Here is a 17037-nt window from a genome sequence, read left to right as displayed (position 1 = left end):
ACATAGATAGTGCTAAGTCATCTTCCTGCTTATCCTGTTTTTCTCGTTTTCTTCTTTCTTTTTGTTTTGTTGTTTTGCTTCTTCTTGTTCATAATTTCAATCATCTTTATAAAGGTTTTGATAATCAGGACGGTAATTTATTTTTGTTATATCATTATTTCTTAAGCGATATTTACATTCGTTTAAATCTCAATCCTTTATTTTTCGTAAAGGAATATAATCTTTACAATTCTCTTCCAATCATTTTTCATCATCTTTTAAATTTGTTGTATATTCTCTTAGTTTATTGAACTCTAAAGAGTTTAGAGCACTTATTAATTCGTCAAAATGTAATAAATACTGATATGCTTTCATTGTCTTAAAATCTTTATTAGGAAATACTCAATAATCTTTTTTAGATAATCCTTGAATATGTAAAGTACCAGAATATAATTGATTACCTAACATACCAAATAAGTTATTCAAATCAGCTTCATTATAGTCTAATAATTTATCTATATCATCTCTTTCGAATATTGAAAAGAAGTCTTCTCTTTTCATAATATGAACGTTGTTAGTTTCTACATAAGAGTATTTATTTGTTCTCTGATTATACAAAACAACTTCACTGTATTGTTTTTGTCTATTTTTTCTGATGCTTTTACTTGTAAGATAGTAAACATCATCCCCAACACAAAACACAACAAGTGGTATATTATTATTAAGCGAATAAGAATGTGAAGTAATTATATTACCATTATAATCATATGAAACACTTTCGATTTTGCCCCAATTTTTCTTAGCTTCTCTTGTTAAACTTCAGACATGTTTAATCATATTTTCTCCTTAGTATTTTAGATGTTTTGATATATACGATTTACAAATAAATATTTTTAACATAATAATTTTATATTTTTTGGTAATCATTGATTTATTTTTCATATAAAAAAGCACTACATAGATAGTGCTAAGTCATCTTCCTGCTTATCCTTTTTTTCTTGTTTTTTCTTTTGATATTCTAGTTCTTCCTGTCTATGATATTCTCCAAATTGAGCTTCATAGTCTCAAGTATCATTACTTCATCTTTCATCTTCTTCTTGTTGTTCATAACGTTTAGTTTTATCTGAGTTATGTAGGAAATCCATGCATTTTTCTAAATCTCAAGTCTTAAACTCTTTAAGTGGAATGTAATTTTTAGATACTTGTTGTAATCATTTTTCATTATCAAAATTTCTACCATATTCAAATAATCTCATAGTTCCGAATTTACCAATATTATAGAATAAATTATCAGCATGTGCTAAATATTGGAATGCTTCTAACTCATTATTAATTTTTTTATTTTCTATTGTTCAATCACTATTTAATTCTAATTTTTGTAATTTGATTGTTTGATTATCCAAATTTTCTCTCAATTTTTCCAATATACTCACAGCACCGTCTATATCACCTAGTATTTGTACCTTATTTTTATTAAAAATCTTAAAGAAATCATCCCTTTTCATTATATGAATATTATTAGTTTCAACATATGATTTTTCTTGTGTTTTATTATTAAAAATTTCAACTTCATTATCTTTTTTAATTTTATCTTCTACACTTCTACATGTAAGATAATAAACATCATCCCCAGAATAAAACACAACTAATGGATGGTTATTACTATATGAATTATGGTAAGGAGTGATAGGTTGTCCATTATACTTATACGAAACAGTTTTAAGACTTTTTCAGTGCTTGTATCCTTGACGTGTTAAACTTCATACTTGTTTTATCATATTTACTCCTTATTTTTTGTATTGAGTTTTTAGTATAGGAAGCATATTTTCTCATTTTAGTTCATTTTCGGGGTCAGTAGAGTAATGTGTAGGTAAATCAATATAGTTGTGCATATAATTACCATTTTCATCTTTATTTAGATACTTAATAATTGTTGTGATATATGAAGTGTAGTCAAGTCTAAACATTGTGCGAGTTCCACTATCACGGTCTAAAAAAATCTCTTTTTCATCAAGTTCACTCTTAAATAAACTATAAGCGTCCTGATAATCAGCAAAAGTTAAATCTACACTAACTCATTTATTATCAACAAATACTTCATTTCAAGCGTGTTCCCCAGTACTTACTAGCGGATTATTAATGTCTGCATACATAGTACCACCAACTATTCTTACTGGAATATTAAGTAGTGAAAGCGACATACTAAGATTTTGACTGTATCCATAGCATTGAAGCGTTCTATCAATTTCAAAAAGGGAAGCAGGATTATAAAAATTATTACCGTCAGTGTTAAAACTGTAATTATTATTTTTATACATATAATTTACGTTAGAAGTGATAAAGAAAGATAAAGCTTTAATAATTTGTTTTGTGTCTCAGTTTTTAGAGATATATTTAGGTAAGAAATTAATTCAGTTTTGCAATCATTGTTTTAGTTGTGGTTTGTTATCTTCTTCTCTTATTGAAAAATCAGGTCTATTATACTCATCTAATTTAGATGCTTTAGGATAATTGTAATTATTTTGTGTTGTTTTTAATATACCTGTAGCTTTTATTTTTAAACTACCATTTGGGTTTTGGTAAAAATTCGAAAAGAAATTAGGATTTTCAACAAGAAAATCATAATACACTGAACTTGCGAATTCATATTTTGATTTTTTATTAATAAAGTTATAGTTCATATAACTACCTAAATTAAACTTAGCAGGAATTAAAGGATTTTCGAGGAAATTAAATTCAGAATCTCAATTATTGATTTTAAAATTATTTTTTCCATAAATTTCAGCAAGTTTATTAAATTGCTTTTCTAATTCAAATTCTGATTTAAAATAATCATATTTTCATCTTAATACATTAATATTAAAATTTTCGTAATCTTTAAAAGTTTCAGCAATGTAATTGTCGTTAAAATCTTTATAATGATTAAACATTTTAACTTTATCTAAATTAATATCATCAATTTTAGTTTCACCATTAATTACTCAAAGTCATTTATCATAACTTTTAAGTCAATCAATAATATATTCTTTAGTTAATTTAATTAGTCCATAACGCTCATCACGCATATATGGTAAGCGTCACTCGATATTTGCTTCAGTTCCTGGATTTAAGGTATATCTTTTATCTTTAGTGATAAATCATTGTCCTTTATAATTTCCTTTACCATTATCAAAATTATCTCTAAAGTAAGTAAGTCGTTCAATAATTAGTGGAAAGAAATCAACTTTATTAAAGTAGTCAATATATTTTTGGATTTGTGCTTTAGCAATTTGTATTTCATAATTATTTAATGCGTCAATATCAACAGTAAAATTTTCACTAACTAAATCATAGAAGTCTTTAGTGTTTAACTGTTTAAAGAGTGTTAAATTATCATAACCTTTTGATAATTCAACAAATTTCTTTTCTAATTGTAAGATACTGTTCTTTAACTGTAAAAATTGATGAAAAATTAAACTAGTTTGTTCATTAGTGTAGTTATCTTGGAGTTGTTTAATTTTTTTGATTAAATTAGTTGAGAAGTTATTATTTAGATTAGTTAAGTGTTTAAAACTATTTTCAATTTTGAAGTTTATATTAGTTCTTAATTTGCTTAAAAGATTATTTGCATTTTGTAATGCACTGTCTAATTTAGTTAAATCAGTAATTTTTTGATTTAACAAGTTTTGGTAAATAATTTTAAAAGAATTTTCAGTATTTAACTCAAAAAGACTTATCCCATTTTCAATTTCAAATTTTCTATTGTTAATAAGATTATATTTTTCATCTAGTGTTTTTAAGTCTTCTTTTGAAGTATTAACATCTAAAACTTCCTTAATAGCACTAGGGATATTTTGATATTGAATAAATAACTCTTGCTTGTTAATTATTTTTTTAGGAGTTTCTTTAACTTCATTAGAATTAAAACACGATACCGAAATAACTGGTAATAAAACTGCAGAAAATGAACCTAATATAAATTTAAACTTCTTCATATTAATATTATATCATAATATGTTTATTATATATAAAATTTATAAATAAATTTTATATATAATTATTTTAACTTAATCAATAAAAAAATAAGGGATAACCCTTATTCTTCTCAGCTAATTTCTAAAATTGTAATTGAGTTTATACCCTTAAAGATATCTAAATCTCCTGTTATTTTTATATCTTCACCAGTAGGTTTAGAAAATTCTTTAGTTATCATATCTCATCTATTAATTGCTTCTAAATTTCCTGGACTTGAAGTAAATGGTATGCTTAAACTTAAACTTTGACTAGAAATAGGTCATTCTCATTTTTCACTTTTTGGAGTTCTAGTCTCAGTAAAATCTCTTGGAATACCATTATAATAACTTCCATTCGGTGTTCTTGTAATTGAAACTCAATTTAAATCAAAGTTAGCTTTTGCTTTAGGAGTAAATTTAATTGTACCAAGTCAGCTATCAGGTCCTTTAGTTAAAGTTATTTGAGTATCTGCTCCATTAACTAACAATTTCATCTTAGCACTTTTAGCATTTTCTGGTATTCTAACTTTTTCTTTAATACCTTTTCTTAAAAAGAATTGATTTTTTACCTTACCTAAATCACCAGAATAATTACTTCCTTGCGTAGGTCTCTTTCCGTTATGTTCAAATCATTCAGAAATTTTAGTTGTATCTAATAAAAGAGGTTTGAATCAATTTCAACTATTAATAACCGCAGCAGCTGCACTAGTAAGAGTATATTTTGGATACTCTTCGGAGAGTAAATCATATCCAATTACCACACTTTTATTGCTTACAACAGGATTAGGTAATGGAGCAGGTGGAGTAGGTTGCACAGGATTAGGAGTTTCTTTATTTTTATAGTGTTCCACATCTTTTTCAAGTTTTTCAATTCTAGCTTGTTTTTCTCTTATAGTACTTTGTGCACTTGCTAATTCACTTTTAATTCTATCTCTTTCACTTTTTACAGTGCTTAACTGATTAGTTAAACTACTTACTTGACTACTTAAATTACTTTTATCTCTTTTTAGTGCAGCAATTTCGCTTTCCAATGCACTATTAGACCCACCTTGTTCTCTAAGTTGTCTTTCTAAATCGCTAATTCTTAAATCTTTTTCTCTTAATTGAGTTTCATAGTTAGACTTAGCTTGTTCATATTCAGTATTTTTACTACTTAATTCGTTCTCTTTAGCACTTAATTTGCTTTCCAATGTAGTTTTTTCTAAAGTTAATTGTTCTTTTTCTGAAATTAAAGCACTTCTTTGTTTATTTAAGTTTTCAATCTCTGCTTCATTTTCAGTAATATTTTCACTTAATTCAAGTATTCTATTATTTAAGCTTTCAATTTCATTCTCTTTAGCTTTAATAGTATTATTAGCACTATCTAGTTCAGTACTTAAACTATCTCTTTCTTCATTTAACTCTCTTATTTTCTCAGCTAAATTAATTACAATTGCTTCAAGTGGTAAAACTCTTGCACTCTTATATGTTTCTAATATATTTTGGATAGTATCAATTGCTAGATAAACCTTTTCACTATTTTTTTCAACAAAATCTGCTTCATTAACTTCTAAAAGTATTTGTTTGAGAATTTCATATTGCTCTTTAAGTGGAGTTGCAATTTCATTAATTTCTTTTAGATTATCAGCTTCTAAAGTAGTTATTAAATCATTTAATAAATCACTTGTATGAGTAATTGTATTAACTAAATTATCTTTTAATTTAGTTTCTAAATTAGTAATTAAACTTTCTTTATTAGTAATATCTAATTTTAAAGTTTCAATAGTATTATTAGCTAAATTAATTTTTTGTTGTAATTCACTATTTTCTTGTTGTTTTAACTTATATTCATGTAATGCTTTAGTGTAATTAATTCAATTTTCAGCGTTTTTATTAAATAACGCTTCATAATCTCTCTGATTAAGAGCTTCAATAAGTTTAGTAAAAGTTTTGTTTTTAATTGGAAAACTTTCAATGTTAATATTGCTAAAATCTTCAATATTTTTACTCTTAAGAGCTTTTTGATAATCAGCTTTAGCTTGGTCTAAAACTTTTTGTGCACTGCTACTATAATCATTAATTTCATTAATCAATGAAAGTGCTTCATTACGCATACTATTAGCAAATTCATCACTACCATAACTACTATAATCGCGATTTACAAATTTATAAACAATTTCTTTTAGACTTGCTAGATAATCAATTTGATTTTCAGTTGTTTTAATTGCTTGATTTACTAATTCTCTAGCAGTATTAAAACTGTTTTCAATAATTTTATCTTTTTGAGTGATTATCTCTTTTAATTCACTAATATAGTTTTCATATTTAGCATTAATTTTTTCTAAAATACTTAAAACTTCCTTATCAGACATTGATATTCATTGTGTCGCTTTAACTATATCTTCACTAGTTTCAAGTGGTATATTAACACCAAAATTTTTAATGTCTTCTAAACCTTTAATTAATAAATTAATCTCATCATTATTATTCATTAATTCAGCATTTTTACTCTTATATAAGTCAATTTTTTCAGTTAATAACTTAACATATTGAGTAATTTTTTCTTGGATACCATTTCTAATTTTTTCTAATTCAGCTTCAAAGCTTAATACTTCTTCATTATTATTTGTATTTTCTGTTTCATTTTCAGTATCAGCATTATTATAATATCTTTCAAGCATTGCTTTATAGCTATTACTTCTATCTAAAATTGACCCAGTAATAGATTTAAAATTAGTTAGTGTTTTATCATAATTTAACTTTAATTCATCATATTTAGTTTGCAGTGAACTTATTTTTTTACTTAATTCATCTCTTTCACTAATTAATTTTTCTTTTTCAGCACTCAAGCTAGAAATCTTTAATTTTAATAATTTAATTTCTTCATCTCTCTTTTCTATAGTTTTAACTGCAGAGCAGTATTTTACACTAAGTGGAATTAGTGTTGCAGCAAGAACTGCAGCAGAAGAAAGTGCTACAATACTTCAGCGTTTTTTATTTGAATTTTTAGTCATTTTTACTCCTTTTAAGTTTCATATTAGTTTTTGAGTAAGTCTTTTCTCAAAATTACATGAAAATTTTTTAGAGTATGAACTAAAAGTGAACAAAAAAATTGACATTAGTCAATTAATTGTCTAACTCATCAATTCTTGATTGATGTCTTCCACCTTCGAATTTAGTGTTAATGAATTCATCCACCATAGCTTGTGCATCTTTAAGTTTTACTTGCCGACCACCAAAACATAAAACATTAGCGTCATTGTGTAATTTAGCTAATTTAGCATCTTCTACAGAGTTAATACGTGCAGCACGAATATGTAAATGTCTGTTTAAAGCATAAGAAATTCCTAATCCAGTTCCACACACTGCAATACCAAAATCAGGTTTTCTACTATCAACATATTCAGCTAATTCTTTCCCTTTTTTTGCATATGAAATTGATTCTTCACCATTATCTGGGCCTAAATCAATAGTGTCATAACCTAATGATTGAACGTATTTTTTTAGTCCTTCTTTTAGTTCAAAACCTGCATGATCACTAGCAAGTGCTACAATTTTTTTCATTTTTCCCCTTAAACTACTTTTTTTGTAAACTTTTAAGTTAATTTTTACTATTATAACATATATTGGTGAGATGAAACAAATAGACAATAAAGACTGTAGTTTGATTAATTTAGAATTTTTTCACAAAAAATTCTTTAATAAAAAACTTGACTTAACTAAAGTTAAAAATCAAGTCAGTTATACTCAAAATGGTATAACGCTTTTAGAACTTGAGAAAATAGCTATGTTAGTTAATATGAATTTTGATGTCTTTAATTGTGATTTTAAACAGTTCATCTCAATTGACAAAGACGAATTTCCACTCTCTTGTGTAATTAAAAAAGATAATGTTCAGCACATGGTTATTATCAAGAAAATAGATAAAAAGTTTATTAAATATTTCGATCCTTTTTATGGAGAAATTAAAGAAACGTTAAAAAGCTTTGAAGAGAAATTTTTAGGTATAGTTTTAAATTTTTATGTACTAAATAAAGAAATTAAAAACTCCAAAATGATTAAACAAAGTGAGAAATTCAATATAAATTTCACTTACTTATTCTTTAGAGTTATTTCTAACTTAATTATTTTTATAATTCCTTTTATTAGTAAATTAATGATCTCAGAGTTCTCGCAGAATTATGATTTGATTAACCTTGTATTAACTTTAAGTATTTATAGTTGAATTGTATTTATTTCTTTTTTAATTAAAAGGATTAGTTTTAATCTATTAAATAGATCTATTATGAACTCGTTTGCAAAAAAGCGGAGTCAAATTTGATCATTTCTACTTTACCAAGATAAAAATATTAAATTTCAATATTCATCTTATGAAATAATTGACAAAATTAATTCTTATATTACTATATTAAAGTTTGAACAACAATTTTTTGCTGATTTAATTATTAATGTTGTTTCAATAGTTTTTCTAAGTGTTTTTTTATTTTTCATCAATAGATTTTTAATATTTTGTATTTTTGTTTTTGGAATTATCTATTTTTTAATCTCGTATCTAATTAATTACTTTGAATATAAGAATAAACCTATATTAAATGAAATAGTTATTAAAGATAGCATAATTCAAAGTGACTTATCAAAAATTATGCTCAATAGTAACACAGACCAGTATAAAGATTTTTTACTAAACAAAGAAATAAAAAATATAAAAGACCTATTTGATAAACAAGAAAAAACCAATTATTTTAATAACGCTATTAACGATCTATCGGAGTATTTAAATATTATTTTTCCATTATTATTAATTACCATTTCTCTTATTCAGTTGTGAAATGGTTTAATAAATTTAAATGAATTGATATTTTTTATTACTTGTTCTAATTTTATATTCAATCCGTTAAAGAGTATTTCGCATTTATTTAGTGATTATATTGAATATAAAAATAGTTTATTTAAATTTGGTGTTTTTGAAGAATCAATAAGTCAAAATACTACTAGTAAGTTTAGTTTGAATAACAAAATTACCGAAATTCTAATCAAAGATGTTTCGTTGATATTCAATGGAAAAAATAAGTTAAAAATACACAATCTTCTGATTGACCAAAATTTAATCTTGACTGGGAAAAATGGTATTGGTAAAAGTTTATTCACTAAAATTATTAATAACACTTTAAAGGTTGATAAAGGAGCAGTTTTAATTAACAAGCAATTTAATGTCAATGATATTAAAAACATTGAATCAAAGATTTATCTGCTTTCAAATGAAGAATATTTTCCCAATACAACAATTAAAGAATATCTATTTAATTGCAATCAATATAAAGAAAAAATTAAAAATAGATTTCTCAAGTACGACTTTAATTCAATCTTAAAATTTTATGGATTAAACTTAAATATGAATATTTTAAATGATGCTTCTAATCTTTCTACAGGACAGAAAAGATTGCTATCAATTATTAAATTATTCACTCATGAACCTGATGTAATAATTTTTGATGAATTTTTCGAAAACTTAGATATTAAACTTTCAAATTATTTAAAAGAAATAATAAAAGATGAGTTTAGATCTTGTATATTTCTTGAAATAAGTCATAATCAAAACTATATTTTTAAAGATTCAAGAAAGGTAAACATTGAAGAAGTTAATCTCATTTAAAAATTTAGCAATTATTTCATTATTAATTATTTTGCTTTTTATTGGTTTTTACTTTCTGTTTAATATTGAGATTATACAGTATAAAAATTTTTATACTAATAATATTGAAGATAAAATTTTGATTATGAAAGATAAAGAAATCTCTATAAATAAACAATACAGTTCCATTATTGAAATTAATAAAAAACACTTTGAGTGTGAAATAATACTTAAAAGTTTTGATGAAAATACATATGAAGTATTTTTTAATAATCCATTAAATAATTCAATTTCATTTAACAATAATATCCTAATAAAAATACACATCAAAAGCATTAAGTTGTATCAGTGAATAACTAAATTTTAATATAATATTAAAATATGAAGAAAAGTGATATTGAACTTAGCATAGATAATCAAACTAAATTTAAGATTGAATTTAAGAATGATTTGTATAAAATCATTATTAATTTAGCTAAGTATTTTAAGATTGAAAAACAAGTTAATGTTGATCTAACAATAGTAAATAATGAACAAATTCAAAAATTGAATAAAGAATATCGTGGTAAAGATTATGCAACTGATATTCTTTCGTTTGATTTTGGTAATGATGGATTATATGACACACTACCTTTTATTCATCTTGGTGAATTAGTTGTTAGTTATGAAAAGGTAATTTCTCAAGCTGAAGAGTTTAATCATAGTATTAGAAGAGAGTTTTGTTATTTATTTACTCATGGTTTAGTTCATTTAATGGGTTATGATCATGAAATTGAAGAAGAAAGAGTTAAGATGAATAAAATAGTTGATGAAATTTTTAACCCATTAAATATCACAAGAGAGGATTAAAATGAAATTAGTTGATTTACAAGAATTATTAAAAAAATCTTATAGCCCATATTCTAAATTTGCAGTTGCAGCAATTGCCATAGATGATAAAGGCAATGAGTATCCTGGAGTTAATGTAGAAAATGCAGCATATCCTTCAGGTTTATGTGCTGAAAGATCTGCTTTATTTGGTTCTGTAGCTCGTGGAGCAAAAGTTGGAAGTTTTAAAGAAATACACATAATTTCTTATTTAAATGATGAAGTTATCAGTCCTTGTGCTGGATGTAGACAAGTAATGACTGAATTTATGAGTGACAATTCGTTAGTTTATCAATATTCTTATGATGGAAAAAAAGTTAGAATTAATAAAATTAGTGAATTAATTCCTTTTGCGGTACGTTCAGGAGATTTATTCAAATAATGGAACAAATTAAAAAAGAAGTCTGCTTTGTTTCAATTGTAGGACGTCCAAATGTCGGAAAAAGTTCTTTAATGAACAAAATCCTTTCCTATGATTTATCAATAGTAACCGATACTCCTCAAACAACTAGAGATCAAATCACTGGAGTTCTAACTGACGATGAAACACAAATTATCTTTATTGATACACCAGGGATTCATAAGCCAGAAAATAAATTAGGTGAACATTTAAATAAAAACGCTTTTGATACTATACCAGAAGTTGATGTTTTATTATTTTTAAGTCCTGCGGATGAATTAATAGGTAAAGGTGATTTACTTATATTAGATAAAATTAAAGATATTAAAAATAAAATTGCGGTTATATCTAAAATAGATAAAATAAAAGGTCAACCAGAGAGATTAACTAGTAAAATTGAGGAACTTAAAAAGTTTAATTTCACCGACATTATTAGTTGTTCTGTTAATGATCCTAAATCTGTTGATGATGTAATAAATACAATTAAAAAATACGCATATGAAGATGTTGTGTATTATGATGATGATTTTATTACTGACAAAAGTATGAGATTTATTGCTCAAGAAATTATTCGTGAAGCAGCAATAAATAATCTTTATGAAGAATTGCCTCACTCAATAGCAGTAGAAATAACTGAATTTAACGAATACACTACACCAATAGAAATTGATGCAAATATTTATGTGAAGAAAGATTCGCAAAAAGGAATGGTTATTGGAGCTGGAGCTTCAAAAATTAAACAAATCGGTACTATAGCAAGAGAAAAATTAAAACACGTTATGGGTGAACCTGTTGTTTTAAGGCTTAAAGTTAAAGTATCAAAAAAGTGAGTTGACAACGAAAAAGAATTAAAAAGATTTGGATATTAATATATAATATAAATCCAATTAGCATATAGAGTATGGTAGCTTGACGGCTGTGACCATTGCCAACCTACATTTAAGCAAGGTGGATAGTTAGGGTATTAACCAACATGCAAAATAAACTCCTGTGCTAATTTATAAGGAGGAATAAATGAAAAAACTTTTTACATCTGAATCAGTCGGAAAAGGACATCCTGATAAAGTTTGTGATCAAATTTCTGACTCAATTCTTGATGAGTATTTAAAACTTGATCCTAATTCTAGAGTAGCTATTGAAACGATGGCCAGTGGTAAAAATGTTATGATTGCTGGAGAAGTTGAATCACAAGCAAAAATTGACGTAGTAGAAATTGCAAAAAATGTACTTAAGAATTTAGGATATTATTCATATGACATTAATTTCTTTACAGACATTAAGAAACAAAGTCCTGATATTGCACAAGGAGTAGTCAAAAAAAATGATAACTTAGGTGCGGGTGATCAAGGAATAATGTTTGGTTTTGCTACAAATGAAACTAAAGATTATATGCCTTTGGCTATTACTTTAGCTCATAAATTAGTTCAAAAAGCAGATGAACTTAGAGCAAATGGCAAATTCAAATGAGCAAAATCTGATATGAAAAGTCAAGTCACTGTTGATTATACAGATTTTGAAAATGTTAAAATCGACACAGTTTTAATGTCGATTCAACATGCTGAAGATTATAATAAGGAAGAATTCAATACTTTTATAATCGAAAATATTATTAATGTTGTATTAAATGAATATGGATTCGATAAAGCAAATAGAATTTTAATTAATACAACTGGAAAATTTGTAATTGGCGGTCCAATAGGCGACACAGGATTAACTGGTAGAAAAATTATAGTTGACACTTACGGTGGTTATGCTCATCATGGTGGTGGAGCTTTTAGTGGTAAAGATGCAACTAAGGTTGATCGTTCAGCTGCTTATGCAGCAAGATGAATTTGTAAAAACCTTGTAGCTGCTGGTGTTTGTTCAAAAATTGAAATTCAAATAGCTTATGCTATTGGAAAAGCTAAACCTATTTCAATTGCGATTAATACTTTCAAAACTCACAAGTACCCTGTTAAATTTATTCAAAAAATGGTTGATGATTTATTCGATTTAACACCAAGAGGTATTATTGAAAAATTAGATCTAAAAAAACCAATTTATGCTAAAACAGCTTGTTTTGGGCACTTCGGAAGAAATGAAGAATCATTTACATGAGAAAAATTAAACATGGTTGATAATATTAAACAATATATCGAATTAAACTATAACTCTAATTACAAAAAATAAAAATATAAGCATTTAATGCTTATATTTTTATTTTTCAAATTCAATAATAGCTTCATTTAATTTATCTAAAACTAAATCAACTTGAGTTCATGAATCCAAAGTAATACCAGCAGCATTATCATGTCCACCACCATTAAATTCACGTGCTACAACATTAACAAGTGGTCCGTTTGAACGTAATCTACCACGAACTTTTCCATCTTCAAGTTGAATAAAGAATGCTCAACATCTATTATCATCAATATTAGCCAACTCATTAACAAAGATGGCAGCTTCAAGTGAGTTCATACCAAACTCATTCATAATTTCTGTTGTTATTTTATAATAAAGAACTCTTCCTTTTTTCTCAAACCCACTTAAAATTTTTCCAACAAATTGAATATCTCTTAATGAACGTTTTCCAAGTTCAGCAAGAATATTTTTAGGATGAAAGTTCCCTTCTCTCATTAAGAATGAAACTAAATCATGAGTTCTTGCTGATGTATCTGGATATAAAAATCTACCTGAATCTGTATTAATACCAAGGTATACGTGTGCAGCGGCTTTTTCTGTTACTTTTCAACCGGCATCTTTAGCTATTTGAGCTATCATTTCAGCAGCAGCTACATAATGTTCATCTATTCAGTTATAGTCATATTTAATATCAGCATCATTTGGATGATGATCTATTCTTAGTTTAGCTGTTGTTTTATTTTCGTACAATAGTTCAGCACATTCGATTCTATCACCACTTGATGCATCAACAACAATTGCTAATGAATTAGTAAAATCAATTTCTTCGTATTTATTAAATTTATAGTTCATGAAATCAAATGTATGTTGACTATCTCCAACGGTATAAACTCTTTTATTTGGATAATTAGTTCTGATTAATTCAGCCAAACCAGCTTGACTTCCTAAACAGTCACCATCAGGTCTAATGTGGTGAAAAATAACAATTGAATCGTATTGTTCAATAGCTTCTATAGCTACTTTAGAATTACCAATAATCATTTCTTCTCCTAATTTTTAAAATAAAAAATATAGATTATATTAGAGTCATATGAACAGTCCAGTTCCTAGTAAGGCTAAAATAATAAGCAAAACTAACATTCCAATTAATATAAATTTCAATGTTTTAAGGAATATTTTCATCAAAGCAATACCTATTAAAAAAACTATTATTAAGATTAAAAAGTTCACAATTACTCCTATCTATATTTATACAATTATAATTATACTTCTAAATAGAAATAATTGTAATATAATTACAATATAAATGCATGAAATAGTGATAAAAAAGTCCACTTTTTATTCAAAAGTTTATGAAATAAATAATAAAAAAGAAGTTTCAACTATAGTACAAAATCTTAAAAAAGAGTATAAAAAGGCTAGACATGTTTGTTATGCTTATCTTTTTACAAACGAAAATAAAGTGGATGAGGCTGGTTATGATGATGATGGTGAACCTAAACATACTGCAGGAAGACCAATTTTAGATTTAATTCAACTAAAAAACGTTAAGAATGTTTTAGTTGTTGTTGTACGTTATTTTGGCGGAATAAAACTTGGAGCCGGTGGATTGATTAGAGCGTATCGTCAAGCAGCTCAATGTGCTATTGACAATTATTTAATTGAAAGGTAAAATAATATGAAAAAACTAAAGTTGGTTAATCAAACTAATTCGAATAACTTATTAGTTAATGCAGTTTTTGAATCCAATAAACCTAATTTCGTAAGAAAAGAACATGGCTTATTTGTTGTTGATAAATCAAGCAATAATGCTTATTTATACTTTGATAAAGATAAATTCAATTACTATGAAGTAAAAAAAATGATATCAAAAATATTTTCTTTAGAAGAGAATGTAGATATTAATTTAAGTTCATTTTTGGCAAATAATTTAAAAATTGAAGAGTTAATTAGACTGTTTACATCTGTGTTTTATTTTGATACTTTTAGCTTATTTAAACGTAGCAAAAAAGATAAAGAAAAACCTAAAAAAGAAAAAACAAATAATTTTAACTTAATAATTGAAAATCCAGAAAAATACAAAGAATTATTTAATGAAGTAACAATTATTTCTCAGTCAATAAATGATTGCAGAAATTTACAAATAATGCCTGAGAATTTCCTTAATTCGGAACAACTTGCTGAAAAAATTGTTGATGATTTTAAGGATATCAAAAATCTACATGTTAGGGTTTTAACTAAAGCACAAATTAGAGAATTAAATATGGGACTATTACTTTCAGTTAATAAAGGAAGTACTCATGAACCTAGAGTTGTTGTAGTTGAATACAAAAACAATCCTCAAAGCAAAGAACATAACGTTTATGTTGGTAAAGGTATTACTTTTGATACCGGTGGAGTTAACACAAAAGGTTATCATATGAACGGAATGAAATATGATATGTCCGGTTCAGTGATTGTTGCATATGCAATTAAAGCGATTGCACAATTAAAATTAAAAACAAACGCTACAGCAGTTATGATGATAACAGATAATAGATTAGCTAATGATGCTTCACTTCCAGAGAATATTTATGAATCCATGTCTGGTAAATGAGTAGAAGTAACTGACACTGATGCTGAAGGACGTTTAGTTCTTGCTGATGGACTATTTTATGGTGCTAGCGAACTTAAAGCAACTCAACTTGTAGATGTTGCTACATTAACAGGTTCATTAAGTTATGCTTTAGGTTCTGTATATAGTGGAGTTTGATCAACAGATGATAAAAAATGAGAATTATTTAATAAAGCAGCCCAAATTAGTCATGAAAAAGTTTGAAGAATGCCATTACATGATGATTTCCACAAAACAAATAAAGAATCTAAGGTTGCTGATTTAAATAATTACTCAAGCTCATCAAAATCTGATTCAAATAGTGCTGCAATGTTCCTTAAAGAATTCACAAATAATATCCCATATATTCATTGTGATGTAGCTTTTACTGCTGAAGTAAAAGGAGAACCACAAGGTGCATTAATTTCAACATTAGTAGAATTTGCTAAATTAAATAATTAAAAAAGGAGAATTAATATGTTAGTAGGTAATGAAAAGATCGCAACAGAATTATTAGAAAAATACGATTCAATTGTTATTTTTCACCACATTAGACCTGATGGTGACTGCTTAGGAAGTCAATTTGGACTTAAAGAATTACTTGAAACAAATTATCCTAATAAGAAAGTTTATGCTATTGGTGATGCTAAAGGCAATTTTTCATTTTTAGACATAGTTCATGACCCAATTCCATCAGATGAAATCTTATCTAAATCACTTGGAGTTATTGTTGATGCTAATTTTAAAGAGAGAATTGAATGTAGAGAAGTTTTAGATAAAAATCTCTTTCCAGAAACTTTAAGAATTGATCATCACCCAAATGATGATGATCTTGATAAAAATTCTAAGTGAGTTGATTCAAGTTATATTGCTGCTGATGAAATGATAGCTCAACTAGCATTTGTTAATAATTGAAAAATTACAAAAAAAGCAGCAAACTTACTATATTTAGGAATTAATACAGATTCAGGAAGATTTTTATACGATAAAACAAGTGCTAGAACATTTAAACTTGTTGCACACTTGTATGAAAACGGACTTGAAAGTGATTTTATTCATTCAAATCTTTCTAAAACATCATTAAATGAAATTCAATTTAACTCTTGATTAGTTTCAACCTTAAAAGTTAATGGTCAAGTTGCATATATTAAAAACTCTCTTGAAGAAACATTAAAATTCAATAAAACACCTCAATCATCAATTAGAGTTAATTCTATTGGAAATATTGAAGGTTATCCAATTTGAGTACAATTTACTGAAGAGGAAGACCATAAGATAAGAGTTGAACTTAGATCAAATGGACCACTTGTTAATGTAGTGGCTCGTAAATGAAACGGTGGTGGACATGACCGTGCTTCGGGATGTATTTTAGATAGTTTTGACCAAATTGATGCTCTTGTTGCTGACTGTAATGCTGAGGTTATTAGATATCAAAGTGAAACCAAGTAAAGATTACGTAAGTTTACTTACGTTT

The 17037-nt window shown here is 26.1% G+C and carries 15 protein-coding genes; 9 read left to right on the top strand and 6 right to left on the bottom strand.

Going from position 1 to position 17037, the window contains the following annotated elements:
- Positions 1–12: 12 nt before the first annotated feature.
- The 5 genes from EXC66_RS01790 to EXC66_RS01770 all read right to left on the bottom strand — a co-directional run bounded on the left by EXC66_RS01790 (position 13) and on the right by EXC66_RS01770 (position 7514).
- Positions 13–816, bottom strand: a complete 804-nt coding sequence (locus EXC66_RS01790; protein WP_006886663.1) for an Mbov_0400 family ICE element protein — start codon at positions 814–816, stop codon at positions 13–15.
- 116 nt (positions 817–932) lie between these two features.
- Positions 933–1757 (bottom strand): Mbov_0400 family ICE element protein, encoded by an 825-nt coding sequence (locus tag EXC66_RS01785; protein ID WP_006886662.1) that lies wholly within the window; start codon positions 1755–1757, stop codon positions 933–935.
- A gap of 9 nt (positions 1758–1766) precedes the next feature.
- Positions 1767–3953: a transglutaminase domain-containing protein gene (locus EXC66_RS01780; RefSeq protein WP_006886661.1), complete on the bottom strand. Its 2187-nt coding sequence runs from the start codon at positions 3951–3953 to the stop codon at positions 1767–1769.
- Between the two features lie 101 nt (positions 3954–4054).
- Positions 4055–6964: a coiled-coil domain-containing protein gene (locus EXC66_RS01775; RefSeq protein WP_006886660.1), complete on the bottom strand. Its 2910-nt coding sequence runs from the start codon at positions 6962–6964 to the stop codon at positions 4055–4057.
- Between the two features lie 112 nt (positions 6965–7076).
- On the bottom strand, positions 7077–7514 hold the full coding sequence (locus tag EXC66_RS01770) for an RpiB/LacA/LacB family sugar-phosphate isomerase (RefSeq protein WP_006886659.1): 438 nt from the start codon (positions 7512–7514) through the stop codon (positions 7077–7079).
- A gap of 70 nt (positions 7515–7584) precedes the next feature.
- Here EXC66_RS01770 and EXC66_RS01765 point away from each other — a divergent pair, with 70 nt between their 5' ends.
- The 6 genes from EXC66_RS01765 (at position 7585) to metK (ending at position 13018) form a co-directional block, all read left to right on the top strand.
- Positions 7585–9603, top strand: coding sequence for an Mbov_0121 family peptidase domain-containing ABC transporter (locus EXC66_RS01765; protein ID WP_006886658.1), 2019 nt, complete (start codon positions 7585–7587; stop codon positions 9601–9603).
- A gap of 124 nt (positions 9604–9727) precedes the next feature.
- On the top strand, positions 9728–9949 hold the full coding sequence (locus EXC66_RS01760) for a hypothetical protein (RefSeq protein ID WP_129622332.1): 222 nt from the start codon (positions 9728–9730) through the stop codon (positions 9947–9949).
- Positions 9950–9963: 14 nt separating this feature from the next.
- Complete coding sequence (gene ybeY / locus EXC66_RS01755) at positions 9964–10431, top strand: rRNA maturation RNase YbeY (RefSeq protein ID WP_006886656.1); 468 nt, start codon at positions 9964–9966, stop codon at positions 10429–10431.
- 1 nt (position 10432) lies between these two features.
- On the top strand, positions 10433–10831 hold the full coding sequence (gene cdd / locus EXC66_RS01750; RefSeq protein ID WP_006886655.1) for a cytidine deaminase: 399 nt from the start codon (positions 10433–10435) through the stop codon (positions 10829–10831).
- On the top strand, positions 10831–11718 hold the full coding sequence (gene era / locus EXC66_RS01745) for a GTPase Era (protein WP_006886654.1): 888 nt from the start codon (positions 10831–10833) through the stop codon (positions 11716–11718). Before cdd ends, era begins: the two co-directional genes overlap by 1 nt.
- Before the next feature lie 145 nt (positions 11719–11863).
- Entirely contained in the window at positions 11864–13018 is a 1155-nt protein-coding gene (gene metK, locus EXC66_RS01740; RefSeq protein ID WP_112579118.1) for a methionine adenosyltransferase, read from the top strand.
- 27 nt (positions 13019–13045) lie between these two features.
- Here the strand turns inward: metK and EXC66_RS01735 are convergent, their stop codons facing one another.
- Positions 13046–14011 (bottom strand): bifunctional oligoribonuclease/PAP phosphatase NrnA, encoded by a 966-nt coding sequence (locus EXC66_RS01735; RefSeq protein ID WP_006886652.1) that lies wholly within the window; start codon positions 14009–14011, stop codon positions 13046–13048.
- A 265-nt stretch (positions 14012–14276) separates the two neighbouring features.
- Here EXC66_RS01735 and EXC66_RS01730 point away from each other — a divergent pair, with 265 nt between their 5' ends.
- Genes EXC66_RS01730 through EXC66_RS01720 form a run of 3 tightly spaced genes read left to right on the top strand, consistent with a single transcriptional unit; the run spans position 14277 to position 17012 of the window.
- Positions 14277–14642, top strand: a complete 366-nt coding sequence (locus tag EXC66_RS01730) for a YigZ family protein (protein WP_006886650.1) — start codon at positions 14277–14279, stop codon at positions 14640–14642.
- Positions 14643–14648: 6 nt separating this feature from the next.
- On the top strand, positions 14649–16025 hold the full coding sequence (locus EXC66_RS01725; protein ID WP_112579120.1) for a M17 family metallopeptidase: 1377 nt from the start codon (positions 14649–14651) through the stop codon (positions 16023–16025).
- A 15-nt stretch (positions 16026–16040) separates the two neighbouring features.
- Positions 16041–17012 carry a bifunctional oligoribonuclease/PAP phosphatase NrnA gene (locus tag EXC66_RS01720; RefSeq protein WP_006886648.1) on the top strand — a complete coding sequence of 324 codons (972 nt, stop codon included), beginning with the start codon at positions 16041–16043 and terminating at the stop codon, positions 17010–17012.
- The last annotated feature ends 25 nt before the right edge of the window (positions 17013–17037 follow it).

The sequence above is a fragment of the Mycoplasmopsis anatis genome (assembly GCF_900660655.1).
Taxonomy (GTDB): domain Bacteria; phylum Bacillota_I; class Bacilli_A; order Mycoplasmatales; family Metamycoplasmataceae; genus Mycoplasmopsis; species Mycoplasmopsis anatis.
This window is presented reverse-complemented; position numbering and strand designations above follow the sequence as displayed.